Here is a 21,034-nt window from a genome sequence, read left to right as displayed (position 1 = left end):
CGTGGCCGTCACCGCAACCACCTCCGTCCCCCGTACCTCCACGGCCGCGTCCACGGCGGGCGCGGTCGCGGTGACGGCCGCGCTCGCGCTCCTGGTCGCGGGCCTCGCCGTCCTCGACATCACCCAGGGCACAGCCTCCGTCGGAGCCGCCGAGGTGGGCAAGGCGCTCACCGGGCACGCGGACCCGGGCGACGCGTCCGTCGTCATCGCCTCGCGCCTGCCGAGGATGGCCGCCGGAATCCTCGTCGGCGTCTGCCTCGGCATGGCGGGCGCCGCGCTCCAGGCCGTGAGCCGCAACGTGCTCGCCGCGCCCGACACCCTCGCCGTGAACGCGGGCTCGTACCTGGCCCTCGGGCTGCTCGCCGCCACCGGGATCTCGGTGCCCTTCCTCGCCTCCTCCGGCGTCGCGTTCGCCGGAGGGCTCGCCGCCGCCGCAGTCGTCCTCGGACTGTCAGGCCCCGGCACCGGCTCCGGATCCGTCCGGCTCGTCCTCGCCGGAAGCGCCCTCGCGCTGGGCACAGGCTCCCTCACCCAGGCGCTGCTCCTGCTGTTCCCCGAGCGGACCGAGGGCCTCTACCAGTGGAACCAGGGCAGCATCGGCCAGAACGGGTTCGACGGCGTGACCGGCATGGCGCCCATAGCGCTGCTCGGACTCGTCGGACTGCTGCTCTTCGCGCGCCGCCTCGACGCCCTCGCGCTGGGGGACGACGCGGCACGCGGGCTCGGCGTCCCGGTCAGGGCGACCCGCGTCACGGTCGTCGTGCTCGCCGCGCTGCTCTCCGCCGCTGCCGTGACCCTCGCCGGACCCATCGGGTTCGTCGGACTGTGCGCCCCGGCGCTCCTGCGTCCCCTCGGCCGCCGGCACCGGGCGTTCGCCCGGTCACGGGTGAACGTCCCTGTCGCCGGACTCGCGGGCGCCGCGCTCGTGCTCGGCTCCGACGTCCTCCTGCGCGCTGTCCTCACAGCGGAGACCGCCGTGGCGGTGCCCACGGGAGTCGTCACCAGCGTGGTCGGCGCCGTCTTCCTCGTCGTGATGGCGGTACGGGTCCGGGACACCGGCGGCGCGGCGACGCCCGACCGGCTGCGCATCCCGAGCAGGGCCGCGTTCCTGGCGACCGTGGCCGCGCTCGCCGTCGTGTTCGTGGGCGTGACCGTCGCCGCCGTGCTGCTGGGCGACACCAAGCTCCTGCTCGGCGACGTCGCCAACTGGGCGCAGGGACGGGCGGCCCAGAGCATCGCCTTCGTCCTCGACACCCGGGTACCGCGCGTGCTCGCCGCGCTCCTCGCGGGCGCGGCACTCGCCCTGGCGGGCACCCTGGTGCAGGCCGTCACCCGCAACCCCCTCGCGGAGCCCGGCGTCCTCGGCGTCTCCGGCGGCGCCGCGCTCGGCGCCGTCCTCGTCGTCACCACGCTCCCGGCCGCCGGGTCCTGGGGCGTGGCGGGCGCGGCCTTCGCCGGAGCCGCGCTCACCGCGGCCCTCGTCTTCGGGCTCGCCGCGCGGGGCGGGTTCCAGCAGAACCGGCTCGTCCTCGTCGGCGTCGGCGTGTCGGCCGGGACGACGGCGCTCATCAGCCTGTTCATCGTCCTCACCGACCCGTTCAACGCGACGAAGGCCCTCACCTGGCTGTCGGGTTCGACCTACGGGCGCGGGCTGCCCGACCTCGTGCCCCTCGCGCTCGTGCTGGTCGCGGGCACCGCCGTGGCGGCCGTACGGCGCGGGGAACTCGACCTCGTCTCGCTCGACGAGGACACGCCCAGGCTGCTGGGCCTGCGCCTGGCCCGGGGGCGGCTCGGCTTCCTCGTGCTGAGCGTGCTGCTCAGCGCGACGGCCGTCGCAGCGGCGGGCACGATCGGCTTCGTCGGCCTCGTGGCCCCGCACGCGGCACGCGCCCTGGTGGGGCGGCGGCACGTGCGCACCGTGCCGGTGGCGATGCTGCTGGGCGCGGCGCTCGTCGGCGTCGCCGACCTGCTCGGCCGCACGGTCATCGCCCCGGCCCAGCTCGGCGCGGGCCTGATGACGGCCGTCGTGGGCACCCCCTACTTCCTCTATCTGCTCATGCGGAGCCGACGGTAGGCCGAAGGCGGGCTGACAGCAGGCCGAGGGTACGGAGCGTCCTCAGGGGAGTGGCTTGCGGCCGACGCCGCCCAGTACGGCGGGCTCCTCCGCTCCCTCCGTCTCTCCCGTCCCCCGCGTGCCGGGTTCCGCGGCCTCCGGGCGCCAGAGCGGGCAGGAGACGAGGCCGGGCGGCAGCAGTTCCAGGCCGTCGAAGAAGCCCTCGATCTCCTCGTGTCCGCGCAGGATGTACGGGACGCCGCCGCTGTTGGCGTTGTACCACTCCAGGGCCGCCGCGTAGTCCGGGTCGGTGTCCGTGCCGTCCCGGACCACGAGGAAACTGCCGGGCGGCAGCGGCTCCATCAGACGGCGCACGATGGAGCGGGCCTCCTCGTACTCCTGGACGTGGGCCAGGATGCCCATGAGCACCACGGCGACCGGCCGTTCCAGGTCCAGCGTCCGCTCCGCGAGCCGCAGGATCCGCTCCGGCTCGTGCACGTCCGCGTCGATGTACGCGCACGCGCCCTCGGAGGTGCTGGTGAGCAGCGCGTGTGCCTGCTGGAGGACCAAGGGGTCGTTGTCGACGTACACGATGCGGGAGTCGGGGGCACTGCGCTGGGCGACCTCGTGGGTGTTGTCGGCCGTCGGCAGTCCGGTCCCGATGTCCAGGAACTGCCGGATGCCCTCCTCCTCGGCGAGATGACGCACCGTCCGGCCGAGGAACTGCCGTCCGGCGAGCGCCAGGTCGGCCATGCCGGGGAAGGTCTGGAGGACCCGCGCCCCGGCCATCTGGTCGACCGCGTAGTTGTCCTTGCCTCCCAGCCACCAGTTGAAGATCCGCGCCGAGTGCGGCACGCTCGCGTCGATCTGGGGCGGCGTCGAATCCGAAGCGCTCTGCACATCATCCTCCTGACCAGTCGGCTGGAACAGTCGACCACAGCCGTCACGCGCGGGCCAGTAGCGCGGGCGGGGACGCGCGTCACCCGTGGGAGGGGACACCCGCCGCGTTCGACGGTCTCGCTACAGAGGCGTGCCGAGTCATCCACAGGGGGCGCGGAAACGTCTTCTCCCTCGTACGGTCACACCCGGGACGACCGACCGACACGGGGGTAACGCATGCACGGGGTTGTGATGGACGAGCCGGCGGTCCAGGTGATGGCCGCCCTGCCGGACGAGGAGGCCCGCATGGAGGTGCTGGAGCTGCTGGGGCAGGCGCAGAGCGCCCCGCGCAGCTTCCCCGACGTGCGGGAGATCATCGGCATGGAGGTCCGCGAGGCGTTCGGGCCCTTCTCCTGGTTGCAGTACGCCGTTCTTGACGGCGAGATCGAGGTCCGCGACATCGGCTGGATGAGCTGCGCCTGACGCGATGCTGCGCGACGCGGCGGACCAGGTGTCGCGCCAGGCGGTAAGCGCCGGTTCAGGCCGGGACCTGGCCGGGGCGCTCATCGGCGGCGGTGGCGTCGGAGGCGGAAGTGGAGGCGGCGTCGGACGGCTCGGCCGCCGTCGGCGTCCACCGGATCCGCGTGCCGCACACCGAGACGACGAGCGCCGAGGCGGCGACCACGCCCATGCCCCACACCAGGCTGCTCGCGTGGGCGATGAACCCGATCAGCGGGGGCCCGGCCAGCAGGCCCGTGGTGCCCATCGCGGCGACGAGCGTCAGCGCGTCCGAGCCCTGCTTAGCGGCGGCGACGTAGACACAGGGGGTCACTGCCGCGATCCCGAGGCCGACGCAGGCGAACCCCGCGAGCGCGGGCACCACGCCTCCGGTCACCAGGGCGAGGGCCAGTCCGGTCCCGGCGAGGACACTGCCGCACAGGACCACGCGCCCGTCGCCCCACCGCGCGCGCCAGCCGTCGGCGAAGAGGCGGGCCACCACCATCATTCCCGAGACCACCGCGATGCCCATGGGCGCGAGTTCCGCCGACGCCTTCGCGACGTCCTTCAGATACAGGGCCGACCAGTCGTTCATGGCGCCCTCGGTGACGGTGCCGAACGCCATGGCGCAGCACATCCACAGCGTCATACGGGACGGCAGGCTCCACTTGCGGCGGTCCTTGCTCCCCTCGCTCCCCTCGCCCGCCTCGTTCTCCTTCCCGGCCCGCGCGGGCCCGTCGTCCGTGAGGAGACCGGTACGGGCGCAGGCGCCCAGCAGCACGAGGAGGAGCGCGGCGGCGGCGAAGTGGGCCGTGACCGAGGGGGTCAGGGCCGTCGTGCCGGAGGCGAGGAGGGCCGCGAGCAGGGAACCGGCGCTGAAGGTGGCGTGCAGCCTGGCCATGGCGTTGCGCCCGTGGCGGGACTCCAGGGCGGCGCCCTGCGCGTTCATGGCCACGTTGAGGCCGCCCACGAAGAGCCCGTCGGCGCACATCACCGCCAGCGCCACCGGGTAGTTCGGCGCTGCGGCGAGCGCGAGCAGGAGCAGCGTCAGACACAGGCTGGACAGCAGCGCGAGCCGCCGCGAGCCCAGCCGCCGCATCAGCAGGGCCACCAGCGGGAACGACACGGCGGCCCCGGCCCCCGCTGCCATCAGCAGGACGCCCACCTCGGCCGCGGTCAGCTCCAGGCCGCTCTTGAGCGCCGGGATGCGCGAGGCCCAGGTGGCGTACTGGAAGCCGAGGGAGCAGAACAGCGCGGCGATCGCCAACTGGCCGCGGTGGAAGGGGTCACGGACACGGAACACGCGCATCAGCTCACTTCGTCTCGCACGGGGATGCCGCGCGGCGCCACCGCTGCGCCGACGGGCTCCGGCGCCCCGTCGGGGAGGGCCGCCAGAGGCCGCGACATATAGACGGCGTCCGGGCCGTAGCCGTCAGAGGAGAGGACCCCGGAGTGCGCCGTGAAGCCGCGCGCGGCCCAGAACCGCTCGCTGCATCCGACGGCGACCAGGGAGATCCGCTCATACCCCAGCGCGCGGGCGGACAGCACGAGATGCCGCAGCAGATGCCGCGCCAGGCCCCTGCGGCGCAGATCCTCGGCGATCACCATGTCGTGCAGATGCAGGTTGCCGGAGGAGGTGGCGGAGCCCGAGGGACCGGCGGAGCCCGACGAGAACGACGCGTCCTCCGGCCGGTCCAGGTCCGGGTACCGGAAGGCCGGGTAGGGCAGCGCCAGCACATAGCCCGCCAGCCGGGCGCCCGCCTCCAGCACGAAGCAGGTCGCGGGCGAGGCGTCAGCACGGGACCGCAGTGCCTCGCGGCCCTCGGACAGGCCGAGCCCGGCATACGCGCCGGACTCCAGCGCCACGATCTCCTCCCAGTCCCCGGCGGCGATGTGCCGCACCCGTGCGGCCCCGTGCGCGGGCCCCACGGGCGGCACCGTCGGCCTCACTCCGCCGTCTCCGTACAACGCGGCGCGGGCGGGGACGTGGACGTGGACGTGGACGGGGGTGGCGGCAGGGGAGTGGTCCTGGCCGCGCCGACCAGCGCTTCCCAGGACTCCGTCAGCAGGGCGAAGTCCTCGATGTCGCGCTGCGCCTCGTCCAGGAGACGTTCGCGGCGCGCCGCCAGGAGGTCGGCGAACGTCGCGTACCGGCCGCCCAGCTTCCGGTAGGAGACGTCCAGGCTCTCCAGCTTCGCGACGTTCTCCGTGCGGTCCAGGAGGGTGCTCTCCCGCGTGAAGCGGGCGACGGCGGCGGCGCGCACCCGGCCCCGGTCGTCGAGCAGCGAGGGCCCGGCCTCGGCCAGCCGGTCGTAGATGAAGTGGAAGTAGAGCATCGAGAGCAGGAACTTCACGAAGCGCGTCTGGTACGCGAGGAAGCCCGCGTCCGTGCGTCGCTCGCCTGTGTAGAAGTTCACGATGTTCCGGTTGTGCAGCACCCCGGGCAGTCCCGCGTCGTGGACGAGGTGGAGGAGGAAGTAGTCGCTGCCGATCGTGTCGGTCGCGGGCGGCAGCGGCACCCGGGTGTGGACGTCGTGGAAGGCGATGTTGCACATGTCCACGCGCATCGGGTCGACGAGCGTCAGCGTCGAGTCGTCCTCCGTGAACGTCTCGTCCCCGGCCCCGCGGAAGGACTCGGCGACCAGGTTCCGCTTCTGCTCGGCCGACCAGTGCGCCGGTGCCCACAGGCCGACCATGTCGTGGTAGACGTCCGGGGCGGCCCGCTGTATCCCGCCGATGTCCACGGACAGTTCCCCCACGAAGGAGCTGCCGACCATCGCCACCTTCCGCTCCAGTTGCCGCTGGTCCAGCGCGGTGCGCGAAACCGCGTGCGCGGCGTCGGCCGCGCGCTTGCCCAGGGCGAGGAGTTCGTGGTGGACGGGGAAGACCGGTGTGCCGTCGATGCTCTGGTACCGGCTGTCGGAGTCCCTGCGGTGCACGGACTCGCAGCCGAGCGCGAGGCTGATCAGGAAGGCGCGGTCGGTGCAGGCGCCGTAGGACAGCGCGGCGGGCAGCAGCAGGTCCAGCAGCAGCCCGGGCTTGTTGGTCCCGGCGCCGCCGGTCACCTGCCGCAGGAAGTCGCGCTGCCGGGCCTCGTCGAGGTGGTGCACGACGATTCGCGGATCGCGGGGCAGACGGCGCACGGCCTCGGCGTGTGCCGCGTACGCGGGCGCCGCGCAGGAGTCCAGGATCAGCAGGTGCACCTCGACGCCGAAGTGCCGCGCGGCGTAGGCCGCCTCCTCGCCGAGTGCCGCGATGGTCTCGTCGCAGAGCCTGTTGGTGGGGAGGGTCAGACAGATTCTGCGCATGCCTCGTCCCCCGTGAGCGCGTCCCCCGTGAGCGCGTCCCCTGCGAGCCCGTCCCCCGTGAGCTGGTCCTCCCCGGCGGCCCGTGGCCCGGCCGGGGCCGGGTCCTCCGGGTGCCAGGAGTCGAGGCCCAGCAGCTTGGCGCCCAGCGGGTCGAGCGTGGCGCGGCCGTAGCGGAGGGACTCGTGCCTGGTGGCGTCGCCCAGGAGCGTGGCGTTCCAGTCCGGGGTGCTCAGGGTGCGCCAGGACTCGACGCGCGAGCGCCGCAGCTCCTCGTGGGTCTCCAGCGCGGGCATCATCGAGAGGTACTGAACGGAGCGCACGCCGCTCGAAGACGTGTTGGGCGCGACGCCGTGTGCCAGCAGCCCGTTCCAGATCAGCAGGTCGCCCGCCTCCAGGTCCGGCCGGACGACGGGCATCCGCTCCCGGTCGATGCTGGGCCGGATCGGGTCGCGGCCCTCGGGCTGGAGCGCCCGCCATCGCTCGAACTGGCGGAACAGCTCGGGGCAGCACTGGAAGCCGCCGAACTCGGGGCGGGTGTCGTTCAGCGCGATGATGCCCTGGACCCGCTGCGGCAGCACACCGAGCGTGGTGTCCACGTCCCAGTGCAGCTCGATGTCGAATCCCCGCTCCACGGGCGCGATCAGGTCGCGGCTGCGGTTCCTGACGTTGGGCGGGTTGAGGTTGAGCCGGTCCAGGGTGACCCACAGCTCTTCGCAGTCCCACACGTCGACGAACGCGTCGTAGACCCGCCGTGTCTGGCGGCTGTCCCAGATGAGCTGGTGCTGGTACGCCTCGACGAAGCCGTAGACGTGCAGGTCCCGGTCCAGGTCGGAGCGGAACTCGCGCTCCTCGTACCAGGTGTCGGGGCGGTTGGGGTCGAGGCCCTGGAACTCCCAGGCGAAGTCCAGCAGTTGACGCGCCGACGAGGCGGGTATCGCCTGCTTCACCACGACGTAGCCGTAGGTCTGCCAGAAGGCGAAGTCCTCCTCGGACAGCACGCGGAGGGGGCGTGTCTTGTCCAGGTCCCGCAGGGGTGTCCGCGCGAGGTAGGTCTCGCCGTCCGAGCTGAAGTAGGGGCGGTCCGAGGGGGCGCGGTGGAGATATCCGGACGGCGGCATGTGGTGCTCCAAGAGTGTGTGGTCGCGTGATGGTGTCCACCGTGGGGCCCGTGCGTCACTTCCGCCCCGGAGGGCGGCGCGCGCATCACGTAACGTTGGACTAGACCAACTCACCCTGTCAACAACAACCTTCGCGTCCGCTTATTGCGGGACATGGGTGTACGTCACGGACCGGGAGAGGGGTTCGCCCGGGCGGGGTCGCTCGGCGGTGTCCCTCTTGACAGGGGTGGGTAGCCTAGCCGGGAATTCATTGGTCCGTACCAAGAGAAAAATCGATGTCGCGTCGGCGCGAGGCCATCGGTACCTCGGTACGCCGCCCTCTCCGAAAGGCTGCTCGATGTCCTCCAGCAACCACAGCGCGGCGCTGCGCCGCCTCGCGCTCTCCGTCCTCCAGCCGGGCTTCGTGGGCACCGAGGCGCCGGACTGGGTGCTGCGTGACATCGCGGACGGGCTGGCCTCCGTCGTCCTCTTCTCGCGCAACATCGTCTCCCCGGAGCAGGTCGCCCGGCTCACGGAGCAACTGCGCGCGGAGAACCCCGCGTTGATCGTCGCGATCGACGAGGAGGCCGGGGACGTCACCCGCATCGAGTCGGCCACCGGCTCTTCCCGGCCCGGCAACTTCGCGCTCGGCACCGTCGACGAGGCAGAGCTGACCGAGTCCGTCGCCGCCGACCTGGGCCGCCAGTTGCGTGCCGCCGGTGTGAGCCTCAACTACGCGCCCAGCGTGGACGTCAACTCCAACCCGGACAACCCGATCATCGGCGTCAGGTCCTTCGGCGCCGACCCGAAGGCGGTCTCCCGGCACGCGGCGGCGTGGATCCGCGGCCTCCAGTCCGCCGGCGTCGCGGCCTGCGCCAAGCACTTCCCGGGCCACGGCGACGTCGCCGTCGACTCACACCACGGCCTGCCCCGCTACGGCGCCGGCCGTGAGGAGATCGCCACCCAGGCGCTGCCGCCCTTCCGGGCCTCCCTGGACGCGGGCGTCCGCGCGGTCATGAGCGGCCACCTGCTGGTTCCGGCGTACGACCCCGACCTGCCCGCGACGCTCAGCCGCCGCATCCTCCACGACCTGCTCCGCGAGGAACTCGGCTTCGACGGGCTCGTCGTCACCGACGCCATCGAGATGGGCGCCGTCTCCGACCGCTACGGCATCGACGGCGCCACGGTCCGGGCCGTCGCCGCTGGTGCCGACGCCGTGTGCGTCGGCGGGGAGAGCGCGGAGGAGTCCGTCGTCCAGGTACTGACCGGTGCCCTCGCCGACGCCGTGGTCTCCGGGGACCTCACCGAGGAGCGGCTGGCCGAGGCGGCGGAGCGGGTGCGCGCGTTCGCCGACTGGTCCACAGGGCTGGCGCGGACCGGCTCGGCCGACACCGACGCCGGTGCCGAAGCGCCCGGCGACGGTATCGGCTTCGTCGCAGCGCGCCGCGCCGTCCGGCTGACCGGGTCCGCGCGGGACGTCCTGCCCCTCTCGGCCCCGCCGCACGTCGTCGAGCTGGCGCCCACCACCAACCTGGCCATCGGCAAGGAGACACCCTGGGGCGTCGCGGCGCCGCTGACCGAACGGCTCCCCGGCACCACTTCTGTACGCGTCCACCCCCAGGAACTGCACGCACAGGACGCCGCCCTGGAGGCCCCCGTCCTGCGCACCCGCGCACTGGAACCGGCCACCGGGCGCCCCCTGGTCGTCGTCGTCAGGGACGCAGCGCGCCACGAGTGGATGAGCCGGGCACTGAAGGACCTCACGACGGCGCGCCCCGACGCGATCGTGGTGGAGATGGGCCTGCCGGGCGCCGTCACCGTCGCCCCGGGGGCGGCCCAGATCTTCACGCACGGCGCCACCGCCGCCTCCGGACTGGCGGCGGCGGAGGTGCTGACGGGCCAGTGGCACTGACCCGTCAGCCGAAGACCCGGTAGCGGGACGTCTGAAGCAACCGTCCGTGAGCGTCACCAGGCGCACCATGGGGCGCGGGGCCGTGTGCGGGTGCACCGCGCGGCCGGGCCGGTGCCCCGGCTACGCCCCGCCGACGTCGGCCGCGGGGGACCTCCGCCCCTCGGCCTCCCCCGACCGCCCCGCGTCCGTGCCCTGCCGCTCGCCCGCCGCGCGGGACGGGCGCGTGCGGGGGCCGAAGACGGCCAGCACCACGGCGCCCACCATCCAGCTCCCGGCGATGAAGTAGAAGACGCTCTGGTAGCCGCTGCTGTTGTAGAGGGCCGCGACGATGAGGGGCCCGGCGGCGTTGGACAGCCGTCCGAGACCGTAGGAGATGCCCGTACCCAGGGAGCGGCTGCGGGTGTCGAACAGCTCGGGGGAGTAGGCGTAGCCGAGCGCGGTGTAACCCCGCTCGAAGAGGTTGACCAGGAAGCCGAAGACGATGATGAGGACCGGGTTGAAGGTCAGCCCGTACAGCAGGCCGCACAGGGCGATGACGGTGCCGAAGGCGACGAGACACCACTTGCGCTCGAACCGGTCGGTGACCAGCGCGGCCAGGTAGGAGCCCAGCGGTGCGCCGACGGTGGTGAGTGCCACGTAGAACACGGACTTCTCGACGCTGAAGCCCTCCTTCGACAGCAGCGTCGGCGCCCAGCTCGAATAGCCGAAGAAACCGATGGTCTGCGTCACCCACAGGACCGTGAGCAGCAGGGTGGGGTACAGGTACTTCTTCTGGAGGAGCATGCGCAGCGGCTGCTTGGTGATCGGCGCCTGCTCGATGGGGGCCGCGGGCTCGGGCAGCGGGCCCTTCTCCGCCGCCACCCGCGTCTCGATCTCCCGCAGCACCGCGTCCGCCGTGGCGTGGTCGCCCTTGCTCTCGTACCAGCGCGGCGACTCCTTCAGATGCCGGGTGAAGAGCACGAGGAGGATGCCCAGGGAGCCCCAGAGGTAGACCAGGCGCCAGGACCAGTCGGTCAGCGGCACGACACCGCTGGCGATGAGGTTGGTGGCGGGTGTGCCGCAGATGCCGATGACGATGGCGTACGCCTGGTACTTGCCGCGGACGCGGGCCGGATACATCTCGTTGACGTAGATGACGGCCACCACCGTCATCGCCGAGAGGCCCGCGGAGGTGAGCACGCGGAAGACACCCAGCGAGACGATGTCCCAGGAGAAGACCGAGACGAACGAGAAGATGCCGAACGACAGCGTGGTGTGCAACAGGGCCCGTTTGCGCCCCAGCCGGTCGGCCAGGGCACCGGCGACGATCGAGCCGAGGAACATGCCGACGAACGACAGCGAGGTCACATAGGCGACCTGATTCACCGTCACGCCCCACAGATCGATCAGCTTCGGTGCGGTGGTGGCGAAGCTGTTGATGTCCGCGAACTCGAAGAAGTAGGCGAAGGCGATGGCCAGGAGAGTGGTCTTGTGGAACCGGGAGACCGGAAGCCGGTCGAGCCGGTTCTGCGAGTTCGCGTGCTGTACGTGTGGTGCGTGCGGTACGGGCTGCATGTGAGGGACCGTTTCGGGGAGCTCGACGTGGCGGGGGCGGGGGCGGGGGATCAGACGGCTTCGCCGGGCCAGTACAGGCGCATGGGGTTGTCGACGAGCAGCTTGCGGCGCTCCTCCTCGGTGCGGGCCACCTGTGCGATGCCGTCGACGAGGAGCCCGTCGTCGGGCATGTGCCCTGTGAGGTTCGGGTGCGGCCAGTCGGTGCCCCACAGGACCCGGTCGGGGAACTCCTCGACGACGCGGCGGCCGAAGGGGACGACGTCGGTGTAGGCGTGCCGCTGACCGTCCACGGCCGGGGGCCCGGTGACACTGAGCCGCTCGGGGCAGGTCACCTTGACCCACACGTCGTGGTGCTCGACGAAGCGCAGGAAGCGGGAGAACTCCGGCCCGTCGGCCGGCCGGGTCACATCGGGGCGCCCCATGTGGTCCACCACCAGCGGGGTGGGCAGCGCGCCGAAGAAGTGCTCCAGCTCGGGCAGGTCGGCGGCCTCGAAGTACAGGACGATGTGCCACCCGAGCGGTGCGACCTTCTCGGCGATCGTGCGGAGTTGCTCGGTGGGCGCGGCGTCGACCAGGCGTTTCACGAAGTTGAACCGCACACCGCGCACACCGGCCGCGTCCAGGGCGCGCAGCTCGTCGTCGCCGATGTCGGGCCGTACGGTCGCGACGCCCCGCGCCCGGTCACCGGCAGCCGCGACGGCGTCGAGCATGGCGCTGTTGTCCGCGCCGTGGCAGGTGGCCTGCACGATGACGTTGCGCGCGAAGCCGAGGTGGTCGCGGAGCGCGAACAGCTCGTCCTTGCCGCCGTCGCAGGGCGTGTACTTGCGTTCCGGCGCGAAGGGGAACGTGGCCTGCGGGCCGAAGAGGTGGCAGTGGGCGTCCACACTTCCGGGCGGCAGGGCGAGAGCGGGCTCGGAGGGATCGGGGCACCAGTCCAGCCAGCCCGGTGTCTTGGGGGAGAGGGTGCTCATGACGGCTCCTTGGTGCGGTGCGGTGCGGTGCGGTGCGGGGTGTGGTGTGGTGTGCGGGTCCGGGAAGCGAGGTGTGCGGCCGCACGGCCGCGCGGGCCCGTAGCGCCGTGTGCCGGGGCGGTCGCCGATGCCGGTGGCCCCGGACGGCCGGTCCGGGGCCACCGGCCCCGGGAGGGGATCAGTCCAGGTAGCGCAGGCCCGCGGCCTTGAGCGGCTCGCGCATCCCGTACATGTCGAGACCCAGCTCGCCCGCGGCCAGCCGCTCGCGCTTGCGCGCCTCGTTCTCCTCCCGCCGCCGCGCGGCCTCGGCGGTCTCGGCGACTCGCTCGACGGGGACGACGACCACGCCGTCCGCGTCGGCCGCCACCACGTCCCCGGGACGTACGAGCGCGTTGGCGCAGACCACCGGCACGTTCACCGAGCCGAGGGTGGCCTTGACCGTCCCCTTGGAGCTGACGGCCCGGCTGAAGACCGGGAAGTCCATCTCCTGGAGGTCGGCCACATCGCGGCACCCGCCGTCGATGACCAGGCCCGCACCTCCTCGCGCACGCGCCGAGGTGGCGAGCAGGTCCCCGAAGAAGCCGTCCTCGCACTCGGTGGTGCAGGCGGCCACGAGCACGTCGCCCGGCTGGAGCTGCTCGATGGCGACGTGCATCATCCAGTTGTCGCCCGGCTGGAGGAGGACGGTGACCGCGGGCCCGCACAGCCTGGCCCCGGGGTAGACAGGCCGCACATAGGGGCGCATCAGGCCGAGGCGTCCCATGGCCTCGTGCAGCGTGCTGACACCGTAGGGCGCGAGCGCCTCGACGTCCGAGGGTGCCGGGCGGGTGATGTCGCGGTGGACGACTCCGAGTTCGTGCATCGTGCTCTTCCTTCTGGTCAGCGGCCCTGACGCCGCAGCAGCGCGTCCAGGCGGGGGTATACGGAGCGGGCGTTGGTCTCCTGGATGGCTGACAGGTCGTCAGCGGACAGTCCGGCCGCCTCGGCGTAGCGGCGTGTGTCGTCGAAGTGGTGGCCCGTGTCCGGATCGACGGAGCGCACGGCGCCGATCATCTCCGAGGCGAAGAGGATGTTCTTGGCGGGCACGACCTCGAAGAGCAGATCCGAACCCGGCTGGTGGTAGACACAGGTGTCGAAGAAGACATTGCCCAGGACGTGCTCCTCCAGCGGCGGCTTGCCCAGCGCCATCGCCAGCCCGCGGAAGCGGCCCCAGTGGTACGGGACGGCGCCGCCGCCGTGCGGGATGATCAGGCGGAGGGTGGGGAAGTCCGCGAACAGGTCGCCCTGGACCAACTGCATGAAGGCCGTGGTGTCGGCGTTGAGGTAGTGCGCGCCGGTGGTGTGGAAGGCCGGGTTGACGCTCGTGCTGACGTGGACCATCGCCGGGATGTCGTACTCGGCCATCTTCTCGTAGAGGGGGTACCACGAGCGGTCCGTCAGCGGCGGCGCGGTCCAGTGCCCGCCCGAGGGGTCGGGGTTGAGGTTCACCGCCACCGTGCCGTACTCCTCCACGCACCTGACCAGTTCCGGGACGCACGTGGCCGGGTCGACGCCGGGGGACTGCGGCAGCATCGCGGCGGGGACGAAGCGCTCCGGGTAGAGCTGGCTGACGCGGTAGCACAGCTCGTTGCACAGTGACGCCCAGGCCGACGAGGCGGCGAAGTCGCCGATGTGGTGTGCCATGAACGACGCGCGGGGCGAGAAGACCGTCATGTCGATGCCGCGCTCGTCCATCAGCCGGAGCTGGTTGGGCTCGATGCTCTCGCGCAGCTCGTCGTCGCTGATCCGCAGCTCCGCCGGCACGGGTGCGACCGCCGGGTCGGTGAGCCCGGCGATCTGCCGGTCGCGCCATGCCGCCAGCGCGGGCGGCGCCGTCGTGTAGTGACCGTGACAGTCGATGATCATTGCTGTTCCTCGTGCTCTTGCGGGGCGCGGGCCGGGGGAGAAGGCGGTCGCGCCCACGGCGTGGGGTGCGTACGGGGCGGGCGGGACGAGCGGGGCGGGACGGCCGCCCCGTGGACGTGCCGCGCTCCGGCCCCGGTGCCTCCCTTGAGGGGGTCTCCCTTGAGCGGCTCGCATGCCAACCTAATCGCCGACTAAATTGTTGACAATGCGTTCGACGGTAAAGTTTCACCCGGTCCTGGCCGGGCGAGTCCACCCGTCGCGCGCACCCCGTAAGCGCCGGAACACCCCAGGTGAGGCGCGACGGCACGCGCCCGGGACGTCCCCCGCGCCGATCACCGCGGCATCGGCAATTTCACCTGTTTCCCGCGATGTCCCTGGCAGGGTGCGGGGCTCATGCGTCACGGTCTCCAGGTGCGGGGCACCCCATCCACCCCCTCGGATCAAGGGAGAAGCCCATGCGATTACGCACCGCGATGCTCAGCGTCCTCCTCCTGATCGGCGTGTTGACCGCGGCGGTCATCGGCCCGGGCGGCGCGAGCGCGGCGCCCGGCTCCCCGCCCGCCGTGCTGGGCGGCTCAGGTCCCTACTCCGCCGGTTACGAGACCACTCTGCGGCTGACGAACCACACCATCTACCGGCCCGACACCCTCCCCTCGGACACCAAGCTGCCGATCGTCGCGTGGGGCAACGGTGCCTGCCGCGCGGACGGCACCTGGTTCGAGAACATCCTCACCGAGTGGGCCTCCCACGGCTTCCTCGTCATCGCGAACGGGCGGCCTGGCGGCTCGGGCTCGACCACCTCCGACATGCTCACCGACTCCGTCGACTGGGCGATCGCGGAGAACTCCCGTCGCACCAGCAAGTACTACGGCAAGATCGACACCACCAAGATCGCCGTGATGGGCCAGTCCTGCGGCGGCATCGAGACCTACGAGGTGGCCGACGACCCCCGTCTGACCACCGTGGCCCTGTGGAACAGCGGACTGCTCAGCAACACCCAGGACTCCCTGCTGCGCGGGCTGCACACCCCGGTCGCCTACTTCGTGGGCGGCCCCACCGACATCGCGTACGAGAACGCCATGGACGACTGGAGGAAGCTGCCGTCCGGCCTGCCCGCCTTCATGGGCAACCTGGACGTCGGGCACTTCGGCACCTACGACGAGCCGAACGGCGGCGAGTTCGGCCGGGTCGGCGGGCACTGGCTGAAGTGGCAGCTCAAGGGCGACACGGCCAGCAGGGCACAGTTCGTCGGCTCCAACTGCGGCCTGTGCTCCACCGAATGGGACGTGCGGCAGAAGAACCTCGGCTGACCCGTACATCCCGGCCGCCGTCGGTACGCGCCGCGAGGAAACGCGTTGGCAACCCCTCCGTGCAAGCGGAGAGTTGCCTTCTGGCAAGATCGTGCCCCTGACAAGGGGTCGGCTGTGAGGGCTCGTGCCGTCCAGCCGCCCAGCGGGGACATAACGGGGAAAGTGAGGAAAGAGATGCGCACGTGGACTCGTGCCGTTCCGGCGGCTGTGGGCGCTGTGGTGCTGGCGGTGGCCCTGACCGGCTGCGGTGCCTCCAGCTCGGGCAAGAGCAAGGGTGGCGGCTCCTCCGAGTCGTCCGCCTCCGGCGGCAGCGCGGAGTCGGAGGACTCGGAGGACAAGACGGAGTACACCCTGGGTGAGACGAGCCCGGTGCAGGTGAGCGACGAGAGCGCGTCCAAGGGCGCCGAGTACACGGTCACCCCCACGAAGGTGGAGACCGGCACGAAGGCCGACATGGACAAGTCCGGCCTGGAGAAGGACAAGGAGGACGGCCCCCAGGTCCCCGTGTACGTGTGGTCCACGATCACCCACGAGAGCGGCAAGACCATGGAACTCGGCGACATGGACGACGACCTGATCGTCAAGACGGACAAGAACGAGCGCACCAAGGCTCTCATCGTCATCATGGGCGAGGCCAAGTGGCCGAACTGCCCGGCGACCGACACCACCAAGAAGGTCAGCGCGGGCCAGACGGAGAAGGTCTGCAGCGCCTTCCTCATCCCGGAGGGCCAGAAGGCCGCCGCCGTCGAGCTGAGCCGTGGCTACACCAAGGCACCCCTGGAGTGGTCGCTCAGCGGCTGAACCTCCGCCGGTGAGCGGCCGAGCCTCCACCGGGCAGGATCCGTGTTCCCCTCCGGGGACCCGGCGAGCCCGGTGACGGTGTCGTGAACGTCGTGCGGCAGTGCGCGCACCCGGGAACGCGGGGTGCGCGCACTGTCGTTCTGGCGGATGACGCCCGCTCCCGGCCGGAGGGAGGGGAGAGCCGGGCAAGGGCCCGGAACAGAGAGGCGGGACGCGGTGGGACGGACGAACAGTGCCCTGACGGGTACGGGTACGGGGACCGGCGCGGCAGGAAGATCCCCCCGGCGCGGCGGGCCGCGTGCGCCCCGTTCCCCCGACCGCTGGACCTGGGGGACCGACGCGAAGGGCCGCACCCCATGGACCCGTGGACGTGTGCTCGCCGTGCTCGCGGTCCTCGTCGCAGCGCTGCTGTTGTGCCACCCGGCCGTCCCCAACGGGGTGGGCCGACTCGGCAGCCTGCTGGAGGCGCTGCTGCCGTGGCTGGGCCTGGCGGTCCCGGTGCTGTTCGTCCTGGCGCTGCTGCGCCGTTCGTGGACCGCGCTGGCCGCGGTGCTGGCGCCCGCGCTGGCGTGGGCGGGCCTCTTCGGCGCGCTGCTCCTGCCCGTCGACGGAGACGAGGGCAAGGGCAAGGACAAGGGCACGCTCGGCATCACGGCGGTCCAGCACAACGTGAGCGACGTGAACCCGGACCCGGTGGCCACCGCGAAGGCCCTGGCCGCGGCCGGGCCGCAGCTCATCGCGCTGGAGGAGGTGACACCTTCCGCGCTGCCCGGCTACGAGAAGACGCTGGCGTCCGACTACCCCCACCATGTGGTCGAGGGCACCGTCGGGCTGTGGTCGAAGTACCCGCTGACGGACACGCGCGCCGTGGACATCAGGCCGCGCGGCTTCGGCGCCGACTGGAACCGCGGCCTGCGCGCGACGGCGCGGACACCCCGGGGCGAGGTCGCGGTGTACGTGGCCCATCTGCCCTCGGTCCGCGTCGGCGCGGGCGGCCTCACCTCAGGGCCCCGGGACGAGAGCGCCGGACTGCTGGGCGCGGCGGTCGCAGCGGAGCGGCTGGAGTGGGTGCTCCTGCTCGGCGATTTGAACGGCACGGTGGAGGACCGGGGCCTCGACCCGCTCACCTCGCGGCTCAACACCCCGGAACGGGGCTTCGCCTTCAGCTTCCCCGCCGGGTTCCCCGCGGCCCGGATCGACCAGGTCATGGCGCGTTCGGGGACTGTGACCGGCGTACGGACCCTGCCCGCCACGGGCAGCGACCACCTTCCCGTCTCGGCGCGCGTCGAGCTGGCGCCGCGCTGACCGTCGTCGCGGGTGTCGCTGCGGACGTCCGCCGCTGCCCGGCCGCAGGGGCCGAGGGCAGTGCCCTCGGCCCCCACCGCGCGACAGGGTCAGGGGTTTTCCAGGTCGAAGTCGGCCGCCTCCCGCAGGTTCTTGAGGGCATCGCCGGGGAGCAGATAGCCGGTCAGTACGTTACGTGTGTCGGCGCGGCGGACGCCGGAGACATAGCCGCTGTGCGAGCGGTAGAGCTCGTCGAGCTGTGCCTTGTCGAAGGGGCGGTGGGTGCCGAACAGGACGCAGAAGGTCTCCCCCGAGTTGTCGCCGGTGTTGAGCGCGATCGGAGCCTCGACCTGAGAGAGCCTGATGCCGCCCCGGGCCAGCCCCAGCCCGTCCCTGGCCTTGGTGCCGTCGGCGGCGAACTCCAGCGCGGGTGCGGACGGCGGCCCGGCGCCGCGCTCGGCCCACCGCGTCAGATGCCCGTAGACGGCGGCGATCACATGGTGGAGCGGCGCCCTGCTGAAGGGCGGCTGGTCGCAGTCGTAGGCGGGTGCCTCGCCGAGATCGCGGGCCAGGACCGACGCCCGGTACTCCTGGCCGTGCCAGCCGGAGTGCGCGGTTCCCGCGACCTCCCAGCGCCGGTACCGGTCGTCGTCGGGACGCCGCGCCGGACTGCGGACGTCGGTCTCCGAGAGCACGTGGAAGACCGGTTCGTCGCCCTTGCGCGAGGGCGCGGTGCCGACGATGTTGGCGTAGGCGTCGAAGACGGGCTCCGTCCTGGGCAGGACGTGGTCGTAGTAGACCGTCATACGCCCCGCGGACTGTGAGGCGCCCACGGCCAGCACTGTCTTGGCCCGCAGCGGCCCGAGAGGCGCGACGCCCTCGCGGGGGCGGAGGGCCTTGGCCGCCTGCGCGAACACGTCGTAGGACAGCTCGTCGGCGTTGAAGCGGCCCTCTCCGGTGACGTCGAGGCCGCCGTAGCGCGCCGGGCTCCAGCCGCGGAGCTGGTTCACGCCCACGCGCTGGGCCGACACACCGACCCAGGCATAGCCCTCGCGCATGATCTGTTCGGGCGACCACAGTGCGTCGATGTCGTACCCGGCCGTGACGTTCTGCCATTCGGTGAGCACCGTGCCGTTGAAGCGCGCGGGATCGGCGGGACGGCGGACGACGATGCGGGTGGTGTAGGGGACGTCGGAGGCGACGACCTCGCCGCTGGTGCTGTAGCCGTCGGCCTCGCCCGACAGATGGAACTCCTCCTCCACGTACCCGGCGGCGGCCAGATCCGAATCGGTGGACATCCAGGGGTAGGTGTCCTCCACATCAGGGGCCTTCGGATCGCCGGGCACCGTGCCGGGAACGGGTCCCTGGACGACCGGCACCCCGGTCGCCGCGGGTGCGGAGGACCGGGGGGCGGCGTCGGCCACTCCACCGGTCAGGGTGGCGGTGACCAGCGCGGCCAACAGGATCCGGGATGCTCTGCGCCATGCGCTCATGCGCGTGCGTCTCCTCTCGTCGTGTCGTCGTACGGGCGTGTCCTCGTGCGGGTGTCTTCTTGTGCGGAGCGCGTGTGCGCCCGTCCTTGTCCGTGGAGGATGGTGTGCGGAGAGTGAGGCGTCATCGGCTGAATCGCCGGTCCCGGGCGCTCCCGCCCGCACTCGGGCGGGTCCGTGCGCCGCTGGGGACGTCGGCGGAGGGGGTGGAGACCGTGGTGGACGTGGCGGAGCCGCGCGGGTACGGAGGAGGGCTCGACGGGCTGCTGCGCGAGGTGCGACGTCAGGCGTGCCGTGCGGAGGAGCCGGACGTCCAGAAGGTGCTGGACTGGGCGCACCGGCACACCGGCGCGCACATCGCGCTGGTCACGGAGAGCGGCGAGGGCGGGGAGGAGGGTGCGGTCACACCGCAGTGGGCCACAGCGGGCTTTCCCGCGGAGGTGCTGCGCCGGGTCGCGCCGCTGCTCGCCCGGCTGTCCGGCGGCCGGCTGGCCGCCGCCGCGACCGAGGCCGGGGGATGGCACGTGCGCTGCGAGGCCCTCGGCACGCGGGAGCCGCGGCTGCTGCTGGTGGCCGCCGCCCGGTCGGCACCCGGGCCGGAGGAGAGCGCGCTGCTCTCGCACACCGGCAGCGTCATCACTCTCCTGCGCCGCGCCGAGGACGGCGAGCGGGTCTGGCGCGGCTTCCAGTACAAGGCGCGCCAGGTGCGGTTCGCCGTGCTCTCCGCGCTGATGGCCGGGGAGCCCGCGCTGGCCCGCCGGATGACGACCGGCGCCGTACCGCCGCTGCTGGAAGCCGGGCGATTACGGATCCATCTGCTGCACTGCCCGCCCGCCGAACGCGAGCGGATCGTCCGGGCGCACCAGGACCCCTCCGGCTACCACGGCGCGGATCTCATGGTGCAGTGCCCGGCCTTCAAGGAGCACCTGATCTGCCTCATCGCCGACGGCACGGACGGCACGGACGGAACCGAAGGCACCGATAGCACGGACGGCGCCGGTGACACGGACGGCACCGGCGGCCGGGACGCGGACGGCCCGAGTGGCCCGGGCGGCCCTGACGGTCCGGCGCACGGCAGGGCCGGGGCGCTGCACCGCCTGGTGCGCGACAACCCCGGCTACGCGCTGGGCATCAGCGGCACGCACGCGCTCGACGCGACGGCCGGTGCCTACAGCCAGGCCGCCCACGCACTGGCCGTCGCCCGCACCACACCGGGCCGCGTGGCCGCCTACCAGGGCCGGACACCGCTGGGCGGCGTCCTCCCCGGCGCGCCCGCCTTCGCCTGGGCCCGCGACGTACTGCGCCCGCTGGACACCCTTCCGACGGTCACCCGCGACATCACCCGCCTGCTCACGGCCGCGCCCCGGTCGGTGGTGGCCGGGCTGCTCGGCCTCAGCCGCAACACCGTCACCGCCCACATCAGGCGTGCGGAACGGGCCCTGGACATGGACCTGAACGACGTCCGCTCCCGCGCCGCCCTCCACCTGGCCCTCGCCGTCACCGGCGCCTGCGCGGCGCCCGAGCCGGGCGAGGAGCAACAGCCTCCCGCGCTGGAGGACTTGCTGCGCACCGAACGCGCCGTCGCGTGGGCCCGGACGTTCCTCCGGCCCCTGCGCGACCCGCGGCGCCGCACACTCCAGGCGTGGATCGACGCCAACACCGACGCCCAGCACGCCGCCCGCCGCCTCGGCATCAGCCGCAACACCGTCCGCGCCCACCTGCATGCCGCCGAAGCCGCCCTCAGCCGCGATCTGCTGACCACCGGCGTCGGCACCTATGACGTCGTCCACGCGCTGCGCATCACCGCGATCCGCGCCGACTGAGCACCGTGCACAACCTGCCCCTGGAATTGAGCACTGTGCGCATTGGTCCACGGAGATGGTGCCCTCTACGGTTTCAGCGACGGACGGACCATCCGTCGCACGGGGGAAACAGCGACTCCCGCCCGGGGTACGGGGGAGGGGACGGCCAA

At 72.4% G+C, this 21,034-nt stretch carries 17 protein-coding genes; 7 read left to right on the top strand and 10 right to left on the bottom strand.

Annotated elements, in window-relative coordinates; all coding sequences use genetic code 11:
* The first annotated feature begins 1 nt into the window (after position 1).
* On the top strand, positions 2-2,074 hold the full coding sequence (locus ACWGJ2_RS02895; RefSeq protein ID WP_453344143.1) for an iron ABC transporter permease: 2,073 nt from the start codon (positions 2-4) through the stop codon (positions 2,072-2,074).
* Between the two features lie 42 nt (positions 2,075-2,116).
* On the opposite strand, the gene ACWGJ2_RS02890 is transcribed toward ACWGJ2_RS02895, so the two are convergent.
* Positions 2,117-2,953, bottom strand: a complete 837-nt coding sequence (locus ACWGJ2_RS02890; RefSeq protein WP_453344142.1) for an SAM-dependent methyltransferase — start codon at positions 2,951-2,953, stop codon at positions 2,117-2,119.
* Between the two features lie 231 nt (positions 2,954-3,184).
* Here ACWGJ2_RS02890 and ACWGJ2_RS02885 point away from each other — a divergent pair, with 231 nt between their 5' ends.
* Complete coding sequence (locus ACWGJ2_RS02885; RefSeq protein ID WP_453344141.1) at positions 3,185-3,415, top strand: hypothetical protein; 231 nt, start codon at positions 3,185-3,187, stop codon at positions 3,413-3,415.
* Positions 3,416-3,470: 55 nt separating this feature from the next.
* Here ACWGJ2_RS02885 and ACWGJ2_RS02880 read toward each other — a convergent pair whose 3' ends face one another.
* The 4 genes from ACWGJ2_RS02880 to ACWGJ2_RS02865 are packed head-to-tail and all read right to left on the bottom strand — an operon-like array spanning position 3,471 to position 7,856.
* The gene (locus ACWGJ2_RS02880; protein ID WP_453344140.1) at positions 3,471-4,739 is read right to left on the bottom strand and encodes an MFS transporter; all 1,269 of its coding nucleotides are present in this window, start codon (positions 4,737-4,739) and stop codon (positions 3,471-3,473) included.
* The gene (locus ACWGJ2_RS02875) at positions 4,739-5,380 is read right to left on the bottom strand and encodes a GNAT family N-acetyltransferase (RefSeq protein ID WP_453344139.1); all 642 of its coding nucleotides are present in this window, start codon (positions 5,378-5,380) and stop codon (positions 4,739-4,741) included. Before ACWGJ2_RS02875 ends, ACWGJ2_RS02880 begins: the two co-directional genes overlap by 1 nt.
* On the bottom strand, positions 5,377-6,738 hold the full coding sequence (locus ACWGJ2_RS02870; protein WP_453344138.1) for a DUF6271 family protein: 1,362 nt from the start codon (positions 6,736-6,738) through the stop codon (positions 5,377-5,379). The genes ACWGJ2_RS02875 and ACWGJ2_RS02870 overlap by 4 nt, the downstream gene beginning before the upstream one ends.
* Positions 6,720-7,856 carry a phytanoyl-CoA dioxygenase family protein gene (locus ACWGJ2_RS02865; protein WP_453344137.1) on the bottom strand — a complete coding sequence of 379 codons (1,137 nt, stop codon included), beginning with the start codon at positions 7,854-7,856 and terminating at the stop codon, positions 6,720-6,722. The genes ACWGJ2_RS02870 and ACWGJ2_RS02865 overlap by 19 nt, the downstream gene beginning before the upstream one ends.
* 337 nt (positions 7,857-8,193) lie before the next feature.
* Between ACWGJ2_RS02865 and ACWGJ2_RS02860 the strand changes: the two genes are divergently transcribed.
* Positions 8,194-9,747: a glycoside hydrolase family 3 protein gene (locus ACWGJ2_RS02860; RefSeq protein WP_453344136.1), complete on the top strand. Its 1,554-nt coding sequence runs from the start codon at positions 8,194-8,196 to the stop codon at positions 9,745-9,747.
* Positions 9,748-9,867: 120 nt separating this feature from the next.
* Here the strand turns inward: ACWGJ2_RS02860 and ACWGJ2_RS02855 are convergent, their stop codons facing one another.
* The 4 genes from ACWGJ2_RS02855 to ACWGJ2_RS02840 form a co-directional block, all read right to left on the bottom strand.
* Positions 9,868-11,301, bottom strand: coding sequence for an MFS transporter (locus ACWGJ2_RS02855; RefSeq protein ID WP_453344135.1), 1,434 nt, complete (start codon positions 11,299-11,301; stop codon positions 9,868-9,870).
* 50 nt (positions 11,302-11,351) lie between these two features.
* Positions 11,352-12,272, bottom strand: a complete 921-nt coding sequence (locus tag ACWGJ2_RS02850) for an amidohydrolase family protein (protein ID WP_453344134.1) — start codon at positions 12,270-12,272, stop codon at positions 11,352-11,354.
* Positions 12,273-12,450: 178 nt separating this feature from the next.
* Positions 12,451-13,134 (bottom strand): 4-carboxy-4-hydroxy-2-oxoadipate aldolase/oxaloacetate decarboxylase, encoded by a 684-nt coding sequence (gene ligK, locus ACWGJ2_RS02845; RefSeq protein WP_453344133.1) that lies wholly within the window; start codon positions 13,132-13,134, stop codon positions 12,451-12,453.
* Positions 13,135-13,151: 17 nt separating this feature from the next.
* Positions 13,152-14,177: an amidohydrolase family protein gene (locus ACWGJ2_RS02840; RefSeq protein ID WP_453344132.1), complete on the bottom strand. Its 1,026-nt coding sequence runs from the start codon at positions 14,175-14,177 to the stop codon at positions 13,152-13,154.
* A 455-nt stretch (positions 14,178-14,632) separates the two neighbouring features.
* Between ACWGJ2_RS02840 and ACWGJ2_RS02835 the strand changes: the two genes are divergently transcribed.
* The 3 genes from ACWGJ2_RS02835 (at position 14,633) to ACWGJ2_RS02825 (ending at position 17,593) form a co-directional block, all read left to right on the top strand.
* Entirely contained in the window at positions 14,633-15,487 is an 855-nt protein-coding gene (locus tag ACWGJ2_RS02835; protein WP_453344131.1) for a poly(ethylene terephthalate) hydrolase family protein, read from the top strand.
* Between the two features lie 174 nt (positions 15,488-15,661).
* Positions 15,662-16,288 (top strand): hypothetical protein, encoded by a 627-nt coding sequence (locus tag ACWGJ2_RS02830; RefSeq protein ID WP_453344130.1) that lies wholly within the window; start codon positions 15,662-15,664, stop codon positions 16,286-16,288.
* A 372-nt stretch (positions 16,289-16,660) separates the two neighbouring features.
* The gene (locus ACWGJ2_RS02825; protein WP_453344129.1) at positions 16,661-17,593 is read left to right on the top strand and encodes an endonuclease/exonuclease/phosphatase family protein; all 933 of its coding nucleotides are present in this window, start codon (positions 16,661-16,663) and stop codon (positions 17,591-17,593) included.
* Positions 17,594-17,682: 89 nt separating this feature from the next.
* Here ACWGJ2_RS02825 and ACWGJ2_RS02820 read toward each other — a convergent pair whose 3' ends face one another.
* The gene (locus ACWGJ2_RS02820) at positions 17,683-19,065 is read right to left on the bottom strand and encodes an alpha/beta hydrolase domain-containing protein (protein ID WP_453344128.1); all 1,383 of its coding nucleotides are present in this window, start codon (positions 19,063-19,065) and stop codon (positions 17,683-17,685) included.
* A 221-nt stretch (positions 19,066-19,286) separates the two neighbouring features.
* Here ACWGJ2_RS02820 and ACWGJ2_RS02815 point away from each other — a divergent pair, with 221 nt between their 5' ends.
* Positions 19,287-20,885 carry a helix-turn-helix domain-containing protein gene (locus tag ACWGJ2_RS02815; protein WP_453344127.1) on the top strand — a complete coding sequence of 533 codons (1,599 nt, stop codon included), beginning with the start codon at positions 19,287-19,289 and terminating at the stop codon, positions 20,883-20,885.
* The last annotated feature ends 149 nt before the right edge of the window (positions 20,886-21,034 follow it).

The sequence above is a fragment of the Streptomyces sp. NPDC054796 genome, assembly GCF_053611545.1.
The sequence above is the reverse complement of the archived record's forward strand: the minus strand, read 5'-3'. Positions and strand labels throughout refer to the sequence as shown.

What these genes read in the sequence shown, in the direction of transcription:
- ACWGJ2_RS02820 (WP_453344128.1), bottom strand. Translation starts at nt 19,065, where the DNA reads ATGAGCGCATGGCGCAGAGCATCCCGGATCCTGTTGGCCGCGCTGGTC.
- ACWGJ2_RS02830 (WP_453344130.1), top strand. Translation starts at nt 15,662, where the DNA reads ATGCGCACGTGGACTCGTGCCGTTCCGGCGGCTGTGGGCGCTGTGGTG.
- ACWGJ2_RS02860 (WP_453344136.1), top strand. Translation starts at nt 8,194, where the DNA reads ATGTCCTCCAGCAACCACAGCGCGGCGCTGCGCCGCCTCGCGCTCTCC.
- ACWGJ2_RS02850 (WP_453344134.1), bottom strand. Translation starts at nt 12,272, where the DNA reads ATGAGCACCCTCTCCCCCAAGACACCGGGCTGGCTGGACTGGTGCCCC.
- ACWGJ2_RS02865 (WP_453344137.1), bottom strand. Translation starts at nt 7,856, where the DNA reads ATGCCGCCGTCCGGATATCTCCACCGCGCCCCCTCGGACCGCCCCTAC.
- ACWGJ2_RS02855 (WP_453344135.1), bottom strand. Translation starts at nt 11,301, where the DNA reads ATGCAGCCCGTACCGCACGCACCACACGTACAGCACGCGAACTCGCAG.
- ACWGJ2_RS02840 (WP_453344132.1), bottom strand. Translation starts at nt 14,177, where the DNA reads ATGATCATCGACTGTCACGGTCACTACACGACGGCGCCGCCCGCGCTG.
- ACWGJ2_RS02880 (WP_453344140.1), bottom strand. Translation starts at nt 4,739, where the DNA reads ATGCGCGTGTTCCGTGTCCGTGACCCCTTCCACCGCGGCCAGTTGGCG.
- ACWGJ2_RS02870 (WP_453344138.1), bottom strand. Translation starts at nt 6,738, where the DNA reads ATGCGCAGAATCTGTCTGACCCTCCCCACCAACAGGCTCTGCGACGAG.
- ACWGJ2_RS02885 (WP_453344141.1), top strand. Translation starts at nt 3,185, where the DNA reads ATGGACGAGCCGGCGGTCCAGGTGATGGCCGCCCTGCCGGACGAGGAG.
- ACWGJ2_RS02835 (WP_453344131.1), top strand. Translation starts at nt 14,633, where the DNA reads ATGCGATTACGCACCGCGATGCTCAGCGTCCTCCTCCTGATCGGCGTG.
- ligK (WP_453344133.1), bottom strand. Translation starts at nt 13,134, where the DNA reads ATGCACGAACTCGGAGTCGTCCACCGCGACATCACCCGCCCGGCACCC.